At 63.5% G+C, this 14384-nt stretch carries 17 protein-coding genes; all 17 read right to left on the reverse strand.

Annotated features, from left to right (window positions below; translation table 11 throughout):
* Nucleotides 1–327: 327 nt before the first annotated feature.
* On the reverse strand, nucleotides 328–1197 hold the full coding sequence (locus ACQR1I_RS16545; protein ID WP_434866892.1) for a tail fiber domain-containing protein: 870 nt from the start codon (nucleotides 1195–1197) through the stop codon (nucleotides 328–330).
* A complete protein-coding gene (locus tag ACQR1I_RS16550; RefSeq protein ID WP_434866891.1) occupies nucleotides 1197–1634 on the reverse strand; it encodes a hypothetical protein in 438 nt (145 codons plus the stop codon). The genes ACQR1I_RS16545 and ACQR1I_RS16550 overlap by 1 nt, the downstream gene beginning before the upstream one ends.
* Nucleotides 1591–1863: a hypothetical protein gene (locus ACQR1I_RS16555; RefSeq protein ID WP_434866890.1), complete on the reverse strand. Its 273-nt coding sequence runs from the start codon at nucleotides 1861–1863 to the stop codon at nucleotides 1591–1593. The genes ACQR1I_RS16550 and ACQR1I_RS16555 overlap by 44 nt, the downstream gene beginning before the upstream one ends.
* A gap of 32 nt (nucleotides 1864–1895) precedes the next feature.
* Nucleotides 1896–3617: a hypothetical protein gene (locus tag ACQR1I_RS16560; protein ID WP_434866889.1), complete on the reverse strand. Its 1722-nt coding sequence runs from the start codon at nucleotides 3615–3617 to the stop codon at nucleotides 1896–1898.
* Nucleotides 3617–4246, reverse strand: a complete 630-nt coding sequence (locus ACQR1I_RS16565; protein WP_434866888.1) for a hypothetical protein — start codon at nucleotides 4244–4246, stop codon at nucleotides 3617–3619. Before ACQR1I_RS16565 ends, ACQR1I_RS16560 begins: the two co-directional genes overlap by 1 nt.
* Nucleotides 4247–4342: 96 nt before the next feature.
* On the reverse strand, nucleotides 4343–4738 hold the full coding sequence (locus ACQR1I_RS16570) for a hypothetical protein (protein WP_434866887.1): 396 nt from the start codon (nucleotides 4736–4738) through the stop codon (nucleotides 4343–4345).
* A 96-nt stretch (nucleotides 4739–4834) separates the two neighbouring features.
* Nucleotides 4835–5242, reverse strand: coding sequence for a hypothetical protein (locus ACQR1I_RS16575; protein WP_434866886.1), 408 nt, complete (start codon nucleotides 5240–5242; stop codon nucleotides 4835–4837).
* 75 nt (nucleotides 5243–5317) lie between these two features.
* Nucleotides 5318–6385, reverse strand: a complete 1068-nt coding sequence (locus ACQR1I_RS16580; RefSeq protein ID WP_434866885.1) for a N4-gp56 family major capsid protein — start codon at nucleotides 6383–6385, stop codon at nucleotides 5318–5320.
* Between the two features lie 224 nt (nucleotides 6386–6609).
* A complete protein-coding gene (locus tag ACQR1I_RS16585; protein WP_434866884.1) occupies nucleotides 6610–7563 on the reverse strand; it encodes a hypothetical protein in 954 nt (317 codons plus the stop codon).
* Nucleotides 7564–7604: 41 nt separating this feature from the next.
* On the reverse strand, nucleotides 7605–9377 hold the full coding sequence (locus ACQR1I_RS16590; RefSeq protein WP_434866883.1) for a hypothetical protein: 1773 nt from the start codon (nucleotides 9375–9377) through the stop codon (nucleotides 7605–7607).
* On the reverse strand, nucleotides 9377–10396 hold the full coding sequence (locus ACQR1I_RS16595; protein ID WP_434866882.1) for a hypothetical protein: 1020 nt from the start codon (nucleotides 10394–10396) through the stop codon (nucleotides 9377–9379). The genes ACQR1I_RS16590 and ACQR1I_RS16595 overlap by 1 nt, the downstream gene beginning before the upstream one ends.
* 5 nt (nucleotides 10397–10401) lie before the next feature.
* On the reverse strand, nucleotides 10402–10782 hold the full coding sequence (locus ACQR1I_RS16600; protein WP_434866881.1) for a hypothetical protein: 381 nt from the start codon (nucleotides 10780–10782) through the stop codon (nucleotides 10402–10404).
* Nucleotides 10783–10822: 40 nt separating this feature from the next.
* Entirely contained in the window at nucleotides 10823–13045 is a 2223-nt protein-coding gene (locus ACQR1I_RS16605) for a phage portal protein (RefSeq protein WP_434866880.1), read from the reverse strand.
* Nucleotides 13046–13047: 2 nt separating this feature from the next.
* Nucleotides 13048–13257 carry a hypothetical protein gene (locus ACQR1I_RS16610; protein ID WP_434866879.1) on the reverse strand — a complete coding sequence of 70 codons (210 nt, stop codon included), beginning with the start codon at nucleotides 13255–13257 and terminating at the stop codon, nucleotides 13048–13050.
* Nucleotides 13254–13517: a hypothetical protein gene (locus ACQR1I_RS16615; RefSeq protein WP_434866878.1), complete on the reverse strand. Its 264-nt coding sequence runs from the start codon at nucleotides 13515–13517 to the stop codon at nucleotides 13254–13256. The genes ACQR1I_RS16610 and ACQR1I_RS16615 overlap by 4 nt, the downstream gene beginning before the upstream one ends.
* Nucleotides 13518–13548: 31 nt before the next feature.
* Nucleotides 13549–14109, reverse strand: a complete 561-nt coding sequence (locus ACQR1I_RS16620) for a hypothetical protein (RefSeq protein WP_434866877.1) — start codon at nucleotides 14107–14109, stop codon at nucleotides 13549–13551.
* Nucleotides 14102–14371 carry a hypothetical protein gene (locus ACQR1I_RS16625; RefSeq protein ID WP_434888749.1) on the reverse strand — a complete coding sequence of 90 codons (270 nt, stop codon included), beginning with the start codon at nucleotides 14369–14371 and terminating at the stop codon, nucleotides 14102–14104. The genes ACQR1I_RS16620 and ACQR1I_RS16625 overlap by 8 nt, the downstream gene beginning before the upstream one ends.
* Nucleotides 14372–14384 lie beyond the last annotated feature (13 nt).

Here is a 14384-nt window from a genome sequence, read left to right on the forward strand (position 1 = left end):
CGGCGCCGGAGCATCGACGCCGGCAAGCTGAGACGGCTGCACATTCATGGACCCAGGCCCGGCAAAGCTAAAAGGCGTGACACCCGCGCCCCACCCGGTTGCGGGCCTTGGCGGCGCATTCGGATTGACGACCGAGGTTTTCCGGGGATCTCCGAACGGATCAGGCGCCATCACGGTCGAGGGGTCGAGACCCAACGCGCCATAAGCCGCCGCGTCGCGCGCCGCCTGCTGCTGCGGGTCAGGCCCGAGCAGAGGCGAAGGATACAGCGCGCCCCAGGACGAGGCCGCTTGATTGTTGCCGCTCAAGAAATCGAGAATGCCCATTGATCACGTCCCAAACGAAATTGGTCCCTTCGGCATAATCGAGCCGATACCTTGCAAGATGGTCGCGAACTGCTGCGCCCCACTCATTTCTGAAGTGCCGGTAGCAGTCCCGTTCTGCTGACCGAAGGTCGCGGCCACCGGCGAAATCATCCCGAGCAGAGTTTGATATTGACTGAGCGGGATGCCGGAGCGCTGTGCTTCCGCCTGCAACGTGGCGTTCGCGCCCCAATTCTCGTTGTTGAGCGCTGCGCTCGCGACGCCGGTTCCGCTCTCAATGTTGCTGTTCCGGGTCGCGTTGTTCGCGTTGAGCAGACCATAGGTCGTGTTGCCGGCTCCATAGAGCGTATTCGCCGCGCCCAGCGCGTTCGCCGTGTCCGTGTTGTACTGCGCAGCGATCACCGGGGCCTCTGCAGCCGCGATGCCGCGCGCCAACGCCTGCGCATTGCCGGGCGAGCCATCCCGGCCAGCCGCCGCCCACGAGCTGTTGACTTGGTTGGTCGTGTCGGTAGCAATCTGATCAAGCTGCGCTTGCAGCGCTGCATTCTTGCCGATGTTGGCACCGCTCGCGGTCTGCCCGACGATGCCATTCTTAATCGCATCAAGCGTCCCCGAGATCGCCGCGTCATTGCTCGTTGCGCCGCCGCCGTTCAGCAGCCCGAGCGCTGCGCCCTTCATCGGATCAATAAACGGGTTGTTGTTCGCGTTCGCCTCGATCGTATTCAGCGCGCCGGTCTGCGCAGCGTTCGGCGTGGTGCCGATGCTGTTCGCAATCGTGCCGACGTTGCCAAGAATGCCGTTCAGCGTGCCAGAAGCCGGCCCGTAGGGATTGAGCTGCGAGGTCTGCGTTTGCGTGGTCTTGCTAGTCCCGCCCATCACAGGCCCCTTTCGAGAACGACGTTAGAAACGTGGTAGTCCTTCAGCTTCCGGACCCAACCCTTGCGGCCGAAGACCCGCACCTTTGCGCAGCCCTCGCCGCGCGCCCAATGCTCGATCACCGCCAGATGGCCGAGCCATCCGGCCATGTTGCCGCCGCCGCATGCGGTGATGACGCACACGAGGTGCCTATCTGTGCGGTCGAGCTTCGTCACGGCCGCCGCCTCGATCGCACCGCCGCGCATCGCCACCCACAGCACCGCGCGCCCGAACAACACATCTGCGGCGAGTTCTTCCGTGTGGCTCAGATCAGTTCGCAGATACGCCGCGCGCAGCAGCGGCGAGACCCGCGGCCACATCGTTGAAACCAGATCGGCAGGCACCGCGGCGAGATCAGCCAAGGCAGACATAGAAGAACGTCCGATCAGTTTGAGCATTGTTGGCATGCGAGATCGTGAACGACTGCTTTGCTACCGTGCTGATGAAGGTGCTGCCGAGCGCCGCCGCAGCGTTCGCCGAGCGCGGAAACAGGAACACCGCGCTTTGCGCGGCGCAGTTGGGCGCCGCTACTGTCGTGGTCGTTGCGCCGGCCGCGAGCGTCACCGAGCCCGCGGCATTCGATCGCCCGTTCAAAGCCGCCTGGATCGCCAGGGCGAACTTTGCCAAGTCCTTTTCTTGGGTCGATACCGAAAAAGCCGTCATCGTTTGCCCGTCGCCGAAAGGTCCGCCGGCTCAACGCCGTTGATGAATGTCCACGAGGTACCCGCCGGGATGCGACACTTGAGCCGGCTGTAACGGGTATCCAACAGCATGTTGCAGATACCCGTTACCGGGTGGATCAGGCTTTCATTGCCGGCAGTTGCGCTCTGCTGCTGCGTCTCCCGGCGTGACGCCGAGCCGTACACCACCCGCGCATCCGTGACCGGACGGAAGCCGACCTTGAGCTTGATCCGCTTCCCATCTGTCCCCTGTTCAGCGGTCTCAAGCACGGCCTCCGCCGCCGGCCCACGGAAGAAATTGAGAATATGATTTCCGTCGAACGCCGCCAATTCCGGTTGGATGGTGACCGCGAAGTTATCAAGAGATTGCGTCATCGCATCGAGCGAGCCGCCAACAAGGCCGCCCGAGGTGTAGGCGTGCGAGAACGCGGGACCACCCGTCAAGTTGGGGAAGGCGTAGAGATCGAAGTGCGTTGCATCGACCACGCCGGCCCACCAATTGCCGTTTGCTTCAGTCGTGCCAAGGATGCCGGACAGGGAGACATAGGCGGGAAGGTTCGCCGTCGAGGCAACCTGAATGCGAACGCCGCCGTTACCGTTGTTCGCCGCCCCCAGGATCGCCATCGCGCCCGGCGCAAGCTGGTCCAGCGCTTCCAGCGTCACGCCCGGTTGCGCCATCTGGAACAGGATTTCGCCCGAGATTTTCAGCGGCGTGAAGCGGTCGAGCACCACATCATAGCAAATCGCCTTGTCGAACTGATTTGCCGCGCCGTTGACGCTCTTATAGGCCCAAAGAATGCGCGAGGAGCGCGGATCAGCGACGCCCTGAAACATCTGCAGGCTGTTGATGTCGAGATCATCCTTGAACGTGCGGTCAATCCGCTCGCGCCCGATCGGCACGGGCGGCCCGCCGGGATCAATCCGATGGAAGCCGCGGAGCGAATAGAAGAACACAGTTGCGCCGGCGCGAACGAGGCTCAAAGGCCCATAGATGCCGATCCCTTCCGCGATTTTCTCGATCTGGAACACGCGCGGATCGCCCGGCAGGTAGATCATCCGCCGAATGATCGTGTCCTGCAGGATCACGCCGGTTTCGCCGCCGGCAATGCCGCGCGAGAAGCCACCGTCAGCCAAGTCCTGATAGTCGCTCGAATTGACGCCCGGCGTCCACGAATTCGGCCCGTTCACATCGTTCAAGCCGGACCACTGCACGCGGTTAGGATTGGTCAGCAACCCCGTCAGAACCACGAACCGGCCGACAACATCGATATAACGCGCCTGCGGCGGATTGCCGGCGAGGTTGACGAAGGCAGACCCGGAACTGATGTCGAAAACCTGCGGAACGACGTTCGCCTGTACCGCGATCACGAGCGAGTTGAATTGCACGAAGCGCCACTGATCCGGCTGTGACACCGCCGGATAGGACACGCCGCCTTGCGACACGCGCACCCATCCCATCGTGGTGTTGTTGAGCAAAAACAGATCGGTCGCGGTCGCGGCGAACACGACAACTGAGCCGTCCGTCCTGGTTGCCTCGATCGCCCCGCGGCATTGAGCCCCGAGCGACTGAGACAGCGCGGTAAGGCTTGGAAATGGCCCATAGCCATCCGCTCGCGGAACGACGTTGAGCACGTTCCGACCCGTTCCCGCCTCATAGTCGGAAACGTCCGGTTTGTATTCGCCGAAGGGGATGACAGGCATCAGAACTCCGTCGCGCAAATGCGACCCGTCGCCGAGCGCGCCGAGGTCTCATAGTCTAGGCCGGCTTTCAGGCCGGGGATTTGCGCTTGCATCCGCTGCGCGCCGTCCGCGTCCTCGATCGTGTTGAGGTACAGGATCAGCTTTGCTTGCGCGCGGATCAGGTTTTCCGCCTCGCTGGTCCATGGATTGCTGTCGTCGGGGTTCACCAGCGGCGACAACCGATAGTGCATATGCGGGCGCACCACATAAGCCATCACGGGCTTGGGCCACATGATAATCTGATTGTCTACATAGGTGTAGATCGTCGGCTTGCCCGGCGTGGTGTTCAGGCCGGCCAGGAATTCGAATTCGTCCGGCTCATACCAATCGAGCGGCGCAGTGGTCACGCCCCATTTAAGGAACAGCTTATCGATCCGGATGATGTTTGGGATCTGCGCAAGGTCCGCACCGGTATAGGTGCTCTGGTTAGCGACCGTCGAAAACGTGAGGCTCCGCGTCGTGTTGAACCAGAAGCGTTGCCGCTCGTACTGCTTAATTGCGTCCGCGATGGCGCTTTGGATTTGCGCGCCGAGGTCGTTTCGGCTGAGATCGCTCGCGATGCTGTTCTGAAGGTCGAGATACGTCCCCATCTTCCGCCGCCTCGATCTTGGGAACCACAGGAGCGGCGGGAGCCGGCTTGTCTGCCAGCTCCGCGCCGAAGTGCATCAGGAAAAGCGCGGCGTCCATCACGAATAGATCACGTACGCTTCCGCGCCCGGCGTAACGTTCGTCATGCGCAGCAACACCGTTTTGGACGTTGCGAACGGGATCGCTCGCGATCCGCCGCCCTGATTGGCGTCGAACGAGCCACCCGCACCGAGCGCAAGCGTGATGCCGCCGGACGCGTTCGCGCCATTGGTGATCAGGCAATAAATCGTATCGCCGACGCGCGCCGCCGATCCGAACATGCCCATTGCCGCTCGCATCTGCGCCGCGGTGGGCAGCGTCGCTGTGACGTTACCGGTGCCGTCGTGAACGATGATGCCGCCGATGAGATCGGCCGCCTGATAGGCCACCGAGCCCGCATAGCTTGCCGCCGCCGGCATGTTGTAGATGACGGGATTGCCGACGCGCTGCGCCATGTCCTTGCCGCCGTCATCGATACCTGAAACGCCCATTGCTTTGCCCTCGATTGTGCCGATGAAGAAGGAGGGCGGCCCAAAGGCCGCCCATCGCGACTACTGGCCGAAATTCAGATCGTTGTCGGGGATGTACTTGATGACCACATAGGCCGCGCCGGCCGTCGCCGCGGCGCCGGTCTGCGTGTAGGTCACCTGCACCTGTTTGTCGGCGGCGAGCGGCTGCAAATTCACGCCCGTGGGTGGAGCGTTCAGCGTCAGGCCGGCGGCGGTGACGGAGAGCGCGTTGACGATGTTGGTTGCGGTATCGCCGACCGTGCCGACAGACAGAACGTTCGTGGTCGCGGCGTTGAAGCCCTGCGCAACCTGCACGTCAGTGCCGACGAGGATTGCGCCCTTGGGAAGCCACTGCTTCAGAGTGGCGACGCCGGAGGCGGCATCGTTGAAATTCACCTTGAAGCGCAGATAGTGCACGAGCTGCAGCGCATTCTTGCGTGCGGTAGACATTGGGATCACCCGTTGATTTCACGAGAAAGGGGGGAAGCCGGCGACCGTCAGGCCGCCGGCTGGCTCACCGCCGCGCTAGTGCGGCGCTGCGTAGGTGGTGCAGACGATCGCCGCGAAGTCCGCGCCGTTGAAAACGGACTTCTTGATGCCCCACACGGTCTGCGCCGAGACGCCAAGCTCGCGTTCGTAGTCGAACAGCTCCTCAACCCACTTGAAGTGGGAGCCCTTCGCGAACTCCTTGCCGAAGCCGACGAAGCCGGCCTGAGCACCGCAGAACACGGCCCGGCGGGTGTTCGGCGCGAGGACGCCCGCGTTGGTGATGCCCTGCGGCAGGCGCACCCACTTGTGCAGAATCACGTTGTTGTACTCGCCGAGCGCATTGGTGTAGATCGGCGACTTGGACGCGGCACCGCCGGCAAGCGCAGCCTTCTGGATGTCCAGCCACTGGCCCGTGGAGGTGTTGTTGCGCATGTCGGTGACCTGATAGTTGTGAAGGAACATCAGGTACTTTTTCTCACCGTTGATCATGATGGGCCTGATCATCGGCGTATTCGTTTCCGCGCGCTCGACGCACGTATCGATGAGCTGAAGGTTGAACTTCGCCGTGCTGTCGGTCGCGCACGAGGCATCGTCCGTGTAGCTGTTCGGCCGGACAATCAGCGTGGGCGCCGTGACGGCGTTGTTGCCGACGTAGCGCATGTCGGTGACCAGCGTGTTGCCGGCCAGATGGTTGGCCATGCACACGTCGAAGCGGCCGGAAAACCAATCCTTCAGACCGGCCTTGCCCTGACCGCGCAGGTTGAACGGCACGCGCTGCGCGTCGATGGTGCCCTTGTTCTTGACGCGAACGGCGTGCGCCAGCTCGTTGATCACCAGGGCATCGTTTGCGGTCGCGAGGTTTTCCTCGTTGCCCTGGAGCGTGCCGCCCTCAGTCGTGCCGTCGCCGGTCAACTGGTAGCGCAGGCCGATGGTGACCTTGTCGCCAGCGTTCTGATCCAGCTCGGTCTTGATCTGGATCATGTTGTCATCTTCTTCGCCCATGAAGCGACCGAAGTAGGTCTCTTTCAGAGCTTCCTGATTGAGCTTCTTGGCCCAAAGCTTATTGGAAAGCGGATCATTGACCGCATACGTGGTCGTGGTCACGGTAGTCTCCGAAGGGAATTTGGGTGCTGGGTGACCGCAATCCGCTGCGATCCTCGCGAAACACCGAATTCAGCCTTCGGAGCGGGCTGGCGTGATGCGGACGCCATCCGAGACACCGCGATCAGGGTTCGCGCGAGACCCTTTGGCGCCATACGGAGGCGCCGGCCGAGACGCGCGATCGAGGCTCGCGCGAGGCCCTGTTAGTTGCGGGGATAAAGACGGCCTTAGCCGCCCATCAACCGCTTTGCCTTGGCGGGGTTCTTCTCCACCCAGGTGGTGTAGTCACTCATAGGCATCGAGAGCAGCCTTTCAACCGTCATGTCGTCGGCCCCGGACGATCCGCCCGTGTTATTCAGAGATTTGTTTGCGGCCTGCCCGCGCTCGATTGCGTCAAGCTTCTGAGCGGCCTCCTCCGCCGCCTTCCGTGCGGCCTCCTCCGCCGCCTTCTTCGCCGCGTCGGGCTGGTAACCGCGCTGTTTCGCCAGGGCATAGAGCATTTCCGCCGGGCTCTTGCCGGCCGCAAGCGCCCGCTGTGCAATGGCGAATTCGTCCGCGGTCAACGCCGCGTGCAAATCCTTCGGATCCTCATAGCCGATCGCGCGCAGCTCATCCGCCCGCGACTTCAGCAGGAAGCCGTACGCCGCCTTGAAATCCGGGGTGGTCTGCTCGAAGCGGTTCGCGTCGTTCCGGTAGTCGGTGACGAACTTGGTGTGACGCTCCTGCTCCGCCTGCGCTTCCTTCGCGGCCTTCTCCTGGCCTTCAAGCCGCGTCTGGATCGCCTTGACGGCGCCGAAGATGTCTTCTTCCGGATTCGGAGCGCCCTGCTCTGCCTGCCCCTGCTCCGCCGGCTGCTTGCCGGTCACGCGGTCGAGCACCGCAAAGCGGCCCTCAAAATTCGCCAGCTTCTCGCGCGCCTCGCGCAACTGGCGATCCAGCTCGCGGCGGCGCTGGCGCTCCTCTTGGAGCGCGGCAACCGGAACATGGTCGCGCTTCTCGCCGCCGGTCGGCGCCGGCTTCGTCGCACCCTCGCCGCTGCTCTCCTGACCGGAGCTCGAGCCCTGCTCGCTCGTGTTGCCGTCGCCGGCATCGGTCGGGATGCCACTTTCGCCGCCCGTCTCGAAAAACTTCGCCTCCTCAGCCGAGAACGACGGGCCGAAAGTGCTTTCCTGCGTATCCATTTGGTTCTTCCCCTGTGAAATTTGCATCGTACGATTCAACGCTATGACGCGAGCAGAAGGATCGCTTCCAGCTCACGCCGTTTCTTTGCCGCCTGGACGGCCTGCGCTTGGGCCTCCATGCGTTGCGCCTGGACGGCACCCATATCCACCGGCGGAGCCGGCGGCGCGCTCTGCGGCCTTCCTATTGGCCAGAACACCGGAGCCGTTCGGCGATCGATTGGCGGTGGCGGATTGCGCGTGATCGCCGCGAGCCGCTTCGCCTCCTCCAATTCAAGCTTGAAGTGGCCGACGCCACCGAGCTTGAATTCATAATCGTCGCCGGTGCGGACGAGCGCCGTAGGCGAGGGCGAGAGCGCGAACAGCGCAACGCCTGCGGCCTCCATGATCGTCTCATTGGCCGGGACGCCGTTGACCGTGAACGGCCCGGCCGCCGCGACCTCGGACACCGCGAACGACGCCGCTCCACCAGCGAGCGGGAAGGCTCCCACCGTTTCAGGAGCCGTTACCCGAAACGTTGCAGTAACGCCGGCCAAAGCCAGAGCACCAGGCGAAGCGGCCTCCGAAGCCGCGAACCCTGCCCCCTGGCCAGCCAATGCGGACGCACCAAAAGCCGCGCTCTGCTGAACGTTGAAGGATGCGTCAGCGCCGGTGAGCGAATAGACGAATGGAGGGGTAGACACCGAAAACGCTGAGGCGGCGCCCGAGAAAGCAAACGTGCCGGGCGCGGCGATCAGTGTGTTGGAGATGATCAGAACACGTTGCGATCCGGAGCCGCCACCACCGCCATTGACGCTGCTTGCGCCCGCCAGACCGCTGCCCGCCCCACCACCCGAGACAGTTGGGACCGGACCGCTATTGACGGAACACAAGACGGTGACAGAGCCGCCGCCGGAACCGGACCCGCCAGCATTTGCCGATGTCTGGGTCGCGGCATTCGCGCCGGCAACACCATTCGCCGTCACGGTACCCGCGCCGGAATAAACCCCGGCACAGATGATGATCAGCGTGCCGCCAGTGCCGCTATTCGTCCCGCTGCTACCTGCCGGATTGCCCGCGGACGTGCCGACGGTGTTGCCCGTCGTAGCGCCGTTTCCGCCTGCTCCACCATTCGCGCCAGCAGCGCCGCCGGTTGTGCCCGAGCCGGGACCGCCAGCCGAACCACCACTGAATGATGTGCCCGCCGCGCCTGCTCCGCCAGTTCCAACGGCGCCACCGCCGCCACCGCCGCCGCCAGTGCCGCCAGCGGGAGCCGAGCCACCGGCGCCGCCAGAAGCGTTTGTTGATCCCGTGCCCGCGCTGCCGCCGACCGCAGGCACCTTGGGATTTGTGACCCCTGAATAGGTGCCGCTCGCAATCAGGATGTCAGCAGCAGCGATGTTGCTTCCCGAGCTTGAGTGATTGGCACCGCGCGCCGTCATCGAGATTTGACCGTTGACGGTCAAACTCCCGGTGACATAGAGCACCGTAAAGAGCTTGCGCACTGCCGGCGCGAAGACTTGGCCAGCATTGATCGTCAGACTGCCGTTGACGATGACAAAGGCAGCTTCGCTGTCCGCGACGTTCGTAAAGAACGTCGATGCGGAAAAGGCCGATACAGTGAGGTTGCCGGTCGATTTGTAGTAGGAGAAATTTCCGAGCGGGTTCCCCCCGATCTTAAGCGCGCCTACGGATACAGGCCCGGTGTCCGGGGTCCCGAGCAGCACCGTTACAGCGTCGAGGATTGTCGCCGCGGAAAGAGACGAAATAGCGCCGCCGGCCTGCGGATTTTGGCCGAGCGCCCACCGACCGATTGCGTCAAAGCCGAGCAGCGACATCAGTAATACTCGTCAATGATGATGATGCCGGAGCCCCCGACGCCTCCGACGAAGCCGCCGCCTGCGGCACCGCTCGTGCCACCCGCGCCAACGGAATAGGCGTATGACGCTGCCGGTGCGGTGATCAGCTTTTCGCAGTATCCGCCTGCACCGCCGCCGCCACCCCCCTGGTTGGTCGTGCCCGACCCGCCGCCGCCGCCGCCGCCGCCGGTGTTGGTTCCCCCTGCCGAGCCGGCCGATCCGTTCCACCCTCCGTAGCCTCCGCCACCAAAGATGGAATTGCCCCCAGCGGACCCGCCGAAACCGGTGATAGCGCCACCCGCACCATTTGGCGTGTTGCCGGCGAGGCCGCTCAAATTAATATCCCCCCCGGAACTGGCCGTGCCCGCGTTCGGTGCGGACGCGTTGGCGGCGCCTTGGCCGCCGCCACCAGCGACGAGAAAGGACGTGCCAAAGGTCGTTGAGCCGCCTGCCCCACCTGCCGTGCCACTACCGCCGCCACCGCCGCCACCGCCGCCAACCAGACGCACCAAAAGCGCCTTGCAGCCGGCCTTGGTCGTGTACGTGCCCGATCCGCTGGTGAAGACCGTTCGCGTCCAACTACCCGGCGCAGCCGCCGCCGCAATATTGCTACGCGCTTGCGCCTGCTGTGCGGCAGAGAAGGCATTGGCCTCCTCGATCGAAACCAAGTCCGTCTTGATCGCGACAACCGCAACTTGGGGGACCGTGGCGAAGTTGATCTTGGTACCCGCGCCGGACTGGCCCGCCGCAATGCCGGTCCCCGATGAATTGTAATGGACCGTGACGCGCGTAAGCGTGTTTGTGGCCGTGTTATAGGCGCCTTCGCCGATCTCCCATTGTGACAGGTCGGAGGTTTCCGCCCGATACTTGTACGTGCGGCCGTTGACCGCGCCCGCCGCAGCCGGCGACTGACAGCCGGCAACAGCATTCGAATAGACGAAATCGACCGTCCCGGCCGAGGTTGCGTTGAACCTGCAATTATCGAGGAATGCTGCCATTGTGATTACTGCAACTGCAAGACGCCGTTGGTCTGGTCGAGGAACACCGAGAAGGTGTTTCCGTTCGTAAGTGTGAGGGATGTTGCGTAGTCCCACCAACCGATCAGGTTGCCGCTCGGCGTGCTCGAATTGTAGAGCACCGCGTATTGAAACGGCCCGATGCTGCCGCCGGCTGCAACGAAGGCCACAGGCGACAGGATAAGTTTGTAAAGACCGCCAGCCTGTGCACCCGACACGAAGGCCGCGGCGTTGCCGCCGGCCGTATAGCCGTTAGCCGCTGCAATCTCCGTCAGGTTCGCTTTCACCGTGTTGGTCGCGACCGGCGCCGTATTCGTCAACATGATCTTGAGCGCGTCGGCGTTGAGGTTGTGGACCTTCGTGGCCATGTCAGCGACGAACGAATTGAACTTGTTAAAACTTGCCATCTTAGGCCCCCATCGCCATTGGCGCGATGCCGACGATTTCACCCGTCTGCGGATCGCGGATCAGTTTTTTCGGCGCGTTGAAAGCCTGCGCCAGCATGTTCATGTCGCGCCGCATCTCGCCGAGCACCGACATAATGAGCGCCGCCGCCTGCTCGCCGTGGTTCGGCAGGGGCGCGCCGTCCGGTCCCACCGCAGGCGGCGCGGTCAGAGCTTGCGTCAGCGCGTCGTTGTGCGCCTTCTGCAATTCGATCTCATGCCGCGCCGCCGCCTCACGGTTCATGCCGTCGATTTTGGCATCGGTGAGCTTGCGGTGGTTCTCGATATCGGCCTGCGCCTGCTGTTGCTTCATCTGCAACTCTGCGTCGGCCTTCTCCTTCGCCGGATCAGGCTTCTGTTGCGCCTGCTGGATGCTGTCCGCGATGTCCTTTTGCGCCGAGGTCGGCAGCGGCGAGTATTTCAAGAGCGCGAGCCACGTTGCCGGCGGCAGCATCTTGCCGATAACCGGCAGGATCTGTTGCAGCAGCGTCCAAGTCAGCTCCTTCTGGTTCGGACTTGTCGGCGCTTCGTCAACAATCACGTCATACTGACTGTTGCCGGCGGCGGCCTCCTGCTTGATCAGCGGCACGAACTGAGCTTCTTCCGGCCCCTCAATCTTGATCAGCCGCCCGTCTGACAGATAGTTCTCGATCAGATACAGCAGCAAGCGCCCCTGCTCTTTCCGGTAGCGCCGCAGCCCATCGAACAGCGGTTGCAGGATCAGCATCACGGCTTGCTTGCGCTGACGGTCCAGCGATGCCGCCTGATCCGCCGCGCCCTGCATCCCGAGCATTTCGACGTTCACGCCCGAGACCGCCGGCAGCGACTGGACCGCGAATTGCATCAGGTTGAACGACGCCGCGGGAAACTCCGCGACAGGCTTCTGAATGAATTTCGGGTTGCCGCTGGACAACGCGCCCGGCTTCAGATGGGTGACCTGATCATTCTTCGCCCAGGACGCTTGCCCGTCCTCATCATTGTCGAAGAACTGCCCGCGCTCCACAGCAATGCCGCCCTTGGCACTGCTGTTCATGATGTGCATCGTCTGCGACATCCATTTATTTGACCAGCGAGCGGGGTCCTTCATCGCGCGAACGATGCCGAAGAAGGTATTCTTGTTCCGGTCGCGCTTGCCTGTGATGCACTTAAACGAGAAGTGACCCGGCACCGGCGCGTCGCCGATTTCGAGCAGCACCGAGCCGAGATAGGCTTGCCGGAAGACTTTGCGCGTGGTCTTGACGCACTTCGGCATAGGCGAGCCCGCGAGTTTGTATTTCGCGCGCAGCTCCTGATACTCCTCCTCCGAATAGGTCCGGATGACGCCAGGGTTTGCCGGATCAGCCATCAGGAAGGCCGGAACGCGCTCCCACCACTGCGCCCGAACGAGCGTCACAATCGCGTCGTCGTCGTCGTCATCGCGGCCGTTGTTGTTCTCCGGCCGGGAGTAGAAATGCGCGTCGTTTTCGTGCGGATCTTTCTCGTTCTCGCGGTCCTCCACCCATGAGGCATTGTAGTCGGCATCATCGAAAGGCTGGTCGGGATCACCAGGGCACAGCGCGCGCGCCTCCTCGATCGACACGCGGCGGATATGGAACAGCCGCCGCGCATCCACGATGTTGCGCTTCTTCGCGCTGCGGTCCCACACCATTTCAAGCGGGTCGGTGCGGTCAACCTTCGGCTCACCCTCCTGATTGTCCTCATAGTCGAGCCGGGTTTCCGTCCATCCCATGCCGCAGACCACAGTATCGCGGAAGGCGTCGCTTTCCTCGTCCTCCGCGTCGCACTGCTGCCGGAACCACTTCGCCGCCGAGGTCAGCAGCTCGTTGACCTTCACCGCGCCTTGCTGGCGCGGCAGGAACTGCACCTCTTGACGGTTGGCGACCTCCTGACCGGCCACGCTATCGACCGTCACGCCGATCCGGTTGAACACGACAATCGGCCGGTTCATGTCTTTGAGGATGTTCTTATCATCCTCCGTCAGTTGATCGCCGGCCTCGAAAGCGAAATCTTCGCGCGCTTCCGTGCGCCACTTCGTTTGCGCTTGGCTATCGTAATCGCCCTTGAACCAGCGCTTCAGCTTGTCGAAGATGGCGACACTGTCCGCCACGACCTTGCGGGCCGAGCCCTCGCGCTCGCCCTCGCCGCGCTCATCGCCGTCGCCGTCCCGATCCTCAGCCGCATTCTGCATCGTCAGCATCCCTCAAGGAAAGCGCGGCGCCGGGCCGCGAGCACCGCCGGCCGATCGCGTTCGGCCTGCTCCATGGCATCAGTCATCAGGCAGAAGTGATGCCAGCTCATCGGCGTCCAGAACCGCCGCGCATCCGACAGCGACACGCCCATGCCGGGGATGTACGGCGCACCGAGAACGCCCGGAATGATGCCCCAATGTGAAATGTTCACGACCGCCCCCTGTTAGCCGCGAGCACGTCCCGCCGCTCGATCAGCACGCGCAGCGTTTCCCGCCCGTTCGCCGGCTCCCAAAGCGCTTCGATCGACGCCCGGAACGTCTCCGCAGCGGCACTGGCCGCCGCGTCAACATCAGCCGCGATCCGCTCCATGATCCGCGCCTTGATTTCGCAGCGGATGCTATCGAGCAGCGAGGCGATCATTGCGCGCTGGACTGCCTCGCTTGTGAAATCGAACCTGTTGCCGATCGCCATCTGCCACCCGATTTTGTTTCGTACGATGCAATTAGGAGTGCTCGACCGTCACCACGCCATCGGCGCGCTCGATCAGCCGGCATTCCGCGCCGATCGGCGCGAAGGCGAAGAATTTGAACGTGTCGAAGTCGTAGCGGACGCCGCAAATCGAGATGACGCCCTCGTGCCGATCGACCTCCACAGGGAAGTCATCGACCGGCGCACGCCGATGCGTCCAAGGCTGGAAGCGACGCAGCGCCATGACATCCGGCCAGGAGCCATCGAACTGCAACGCGCGATCATCGAGCGACACGAGCGCGGGCGGCTTCGTCAGCGGCCAGTCAATCGCGTCAAAGACAACCTGCGCGTCGAGGCCGAGCGCTTCGCCATCGCGCAGCAGCGAGCCCGCAAGCCACTCCTGCATTGCCTCCAGGCCGCCCGGCTGATTAGAGCGCGAGGAGAACACCGCGACCCTGAAATGCTGCTGCGCTCGCGCGATGAACACGAGCGCGCCGGGCACCGGCGGATCGGCAACCACGGTCGCGCCCTGCCATCCGGTCATGTAGGAGTGAATAACGCCGTCGAAGTCGAGGCAGAGGATCGGCTTAGCCATCGGCGCGGCCCCCCGCGATGTCAGGCAACACGAACGAAAGCTTGCGCTCGACAAACCCGAGCGCGTTCGCGATGTCCGAGCAGGCGAACAGCAGCGCACCGGTGATCATGCCGCGCTGATAGTCCGAGACCGGCGCGGTCGGCGGCGCATCCGTCACCACGTAGCCGCCTTCCGGAAGCCGCTCGATCCGGTATGCGGTCGGCTCGCGCGGGCCGCACACCGAGACCAGCCCAGGCTGCACCACGTGCGGAAACGGTCGCATTTCAGAAACGTCC

The organism is Bradyrhizobium sp. HKCCYLS2038 (genome assembly GCF_051167655.1).
In the GTDB taxonomy this organism is placed as follows: Bacteria; Pseudomonadota; Alphaproteobacteria; order Rhizobiales; family Xanthobacteraceae; genus Bradyrhizobium.

Coding starts and splice junctions, on each gene's coding strand:
- ACQR1I_RS16545 (WP_434866892.1), bottom strand. CDS start 1,197: ATGGGCGGGACTAGCAAGACCACGCAAACGCAGACCTCGCAGCTCAAT.
- ACQR1I_RS16550 (WP_434866891.1), bottom strand. CDS start 1,634: ATGCTCAAACTGATCGGACGTTCTTCTATGTCTGCCTTGGCTGATCTC.
- ACQR1I_RS16560 (WP_434866889.1), bottom strand. CDS start 3,617: ATGCCTGTCATCCCCTTCGGCGAATACAAACCGGACGTTTCCGACTAT.
- ACQR1I_RS16565 (WP_434866888.1), bottom strand. CDS start 4,246: ATGGGGACGTATCTCGACCTTCAGAACAGCATCGCGAGCGATCTCAGC.
- ACQR1I_RS16570 (WP_434866887.1), bottom strand. CDS start 4,738: ATGGCGCAGCGCGTCGGCAATCCCGTCATCTACAACATGCCGGCGGCG.
- ACQR1I_RS16575 (WP_434866886.1), bottom strand. CDS start 5,242: ATGTCTACCGCACGCAAGAATGCGCTGCAGCTCGTGCACTATCTGCGC.
- ACQR1I_RS16585 (WP_434866884.1), bottom strand. CDS start 7,563: ATGGATACGCAGGAAAGCACTTTCGGCCCGTCGTTCTCGGCTGAGGAG.
- ACQR1I_RS16590 (WP_434866883.1), bottom strand. CDS start 9,377: ATGTCGCTGCTCGGCTTTGACGCAATCGGTCGGTGGGCGCTCGGCCAA.
- ACQR1I_RS16595 (WP_434866882.1), bottom strand. CDS start 10,396: ATGGCAGCATTCCTCGATAATTGCAGGTTCAACGCAACCTCGGCCGGG.
- ACQR1I_RS16600 (WP_434866881.1), bottom strand. CDS start 10,782: ATGGCCACGAAGGTCCACAACCTCAACGCCGACGCGCTCAAGATCATG.
- ACQR1I_RS16605 (WP_434866880.1), bottom strand. CDS start 13,045: ATGCAGAATGCGGCTGAGGATCGGGACGGCGACGGCGATGAGCGCGGC.
- ACQR1I_RS16615 (WP_434866878.1), bottom strand. CDS start 13,517: ATGGCGATCGGCAACAGGTTCGATTTCACAAGCGAGGCAGTCCAGCGC.
- ACQR1I_RS16620 (WP_434866877.1), bottom strand. CDS start 14,109: ATGGCTAAGCCGATCCTCTGCCTCGACTTCGACGGCGTTATTCACTCC.
- ACQR1I_RS16625 (WP_434888749.1), bottom strand. CDS start 14,371: ATGCGACCGTTTCCGCACGTGGTGCAGCCTGGGCTGGTCTCGGTGTGC.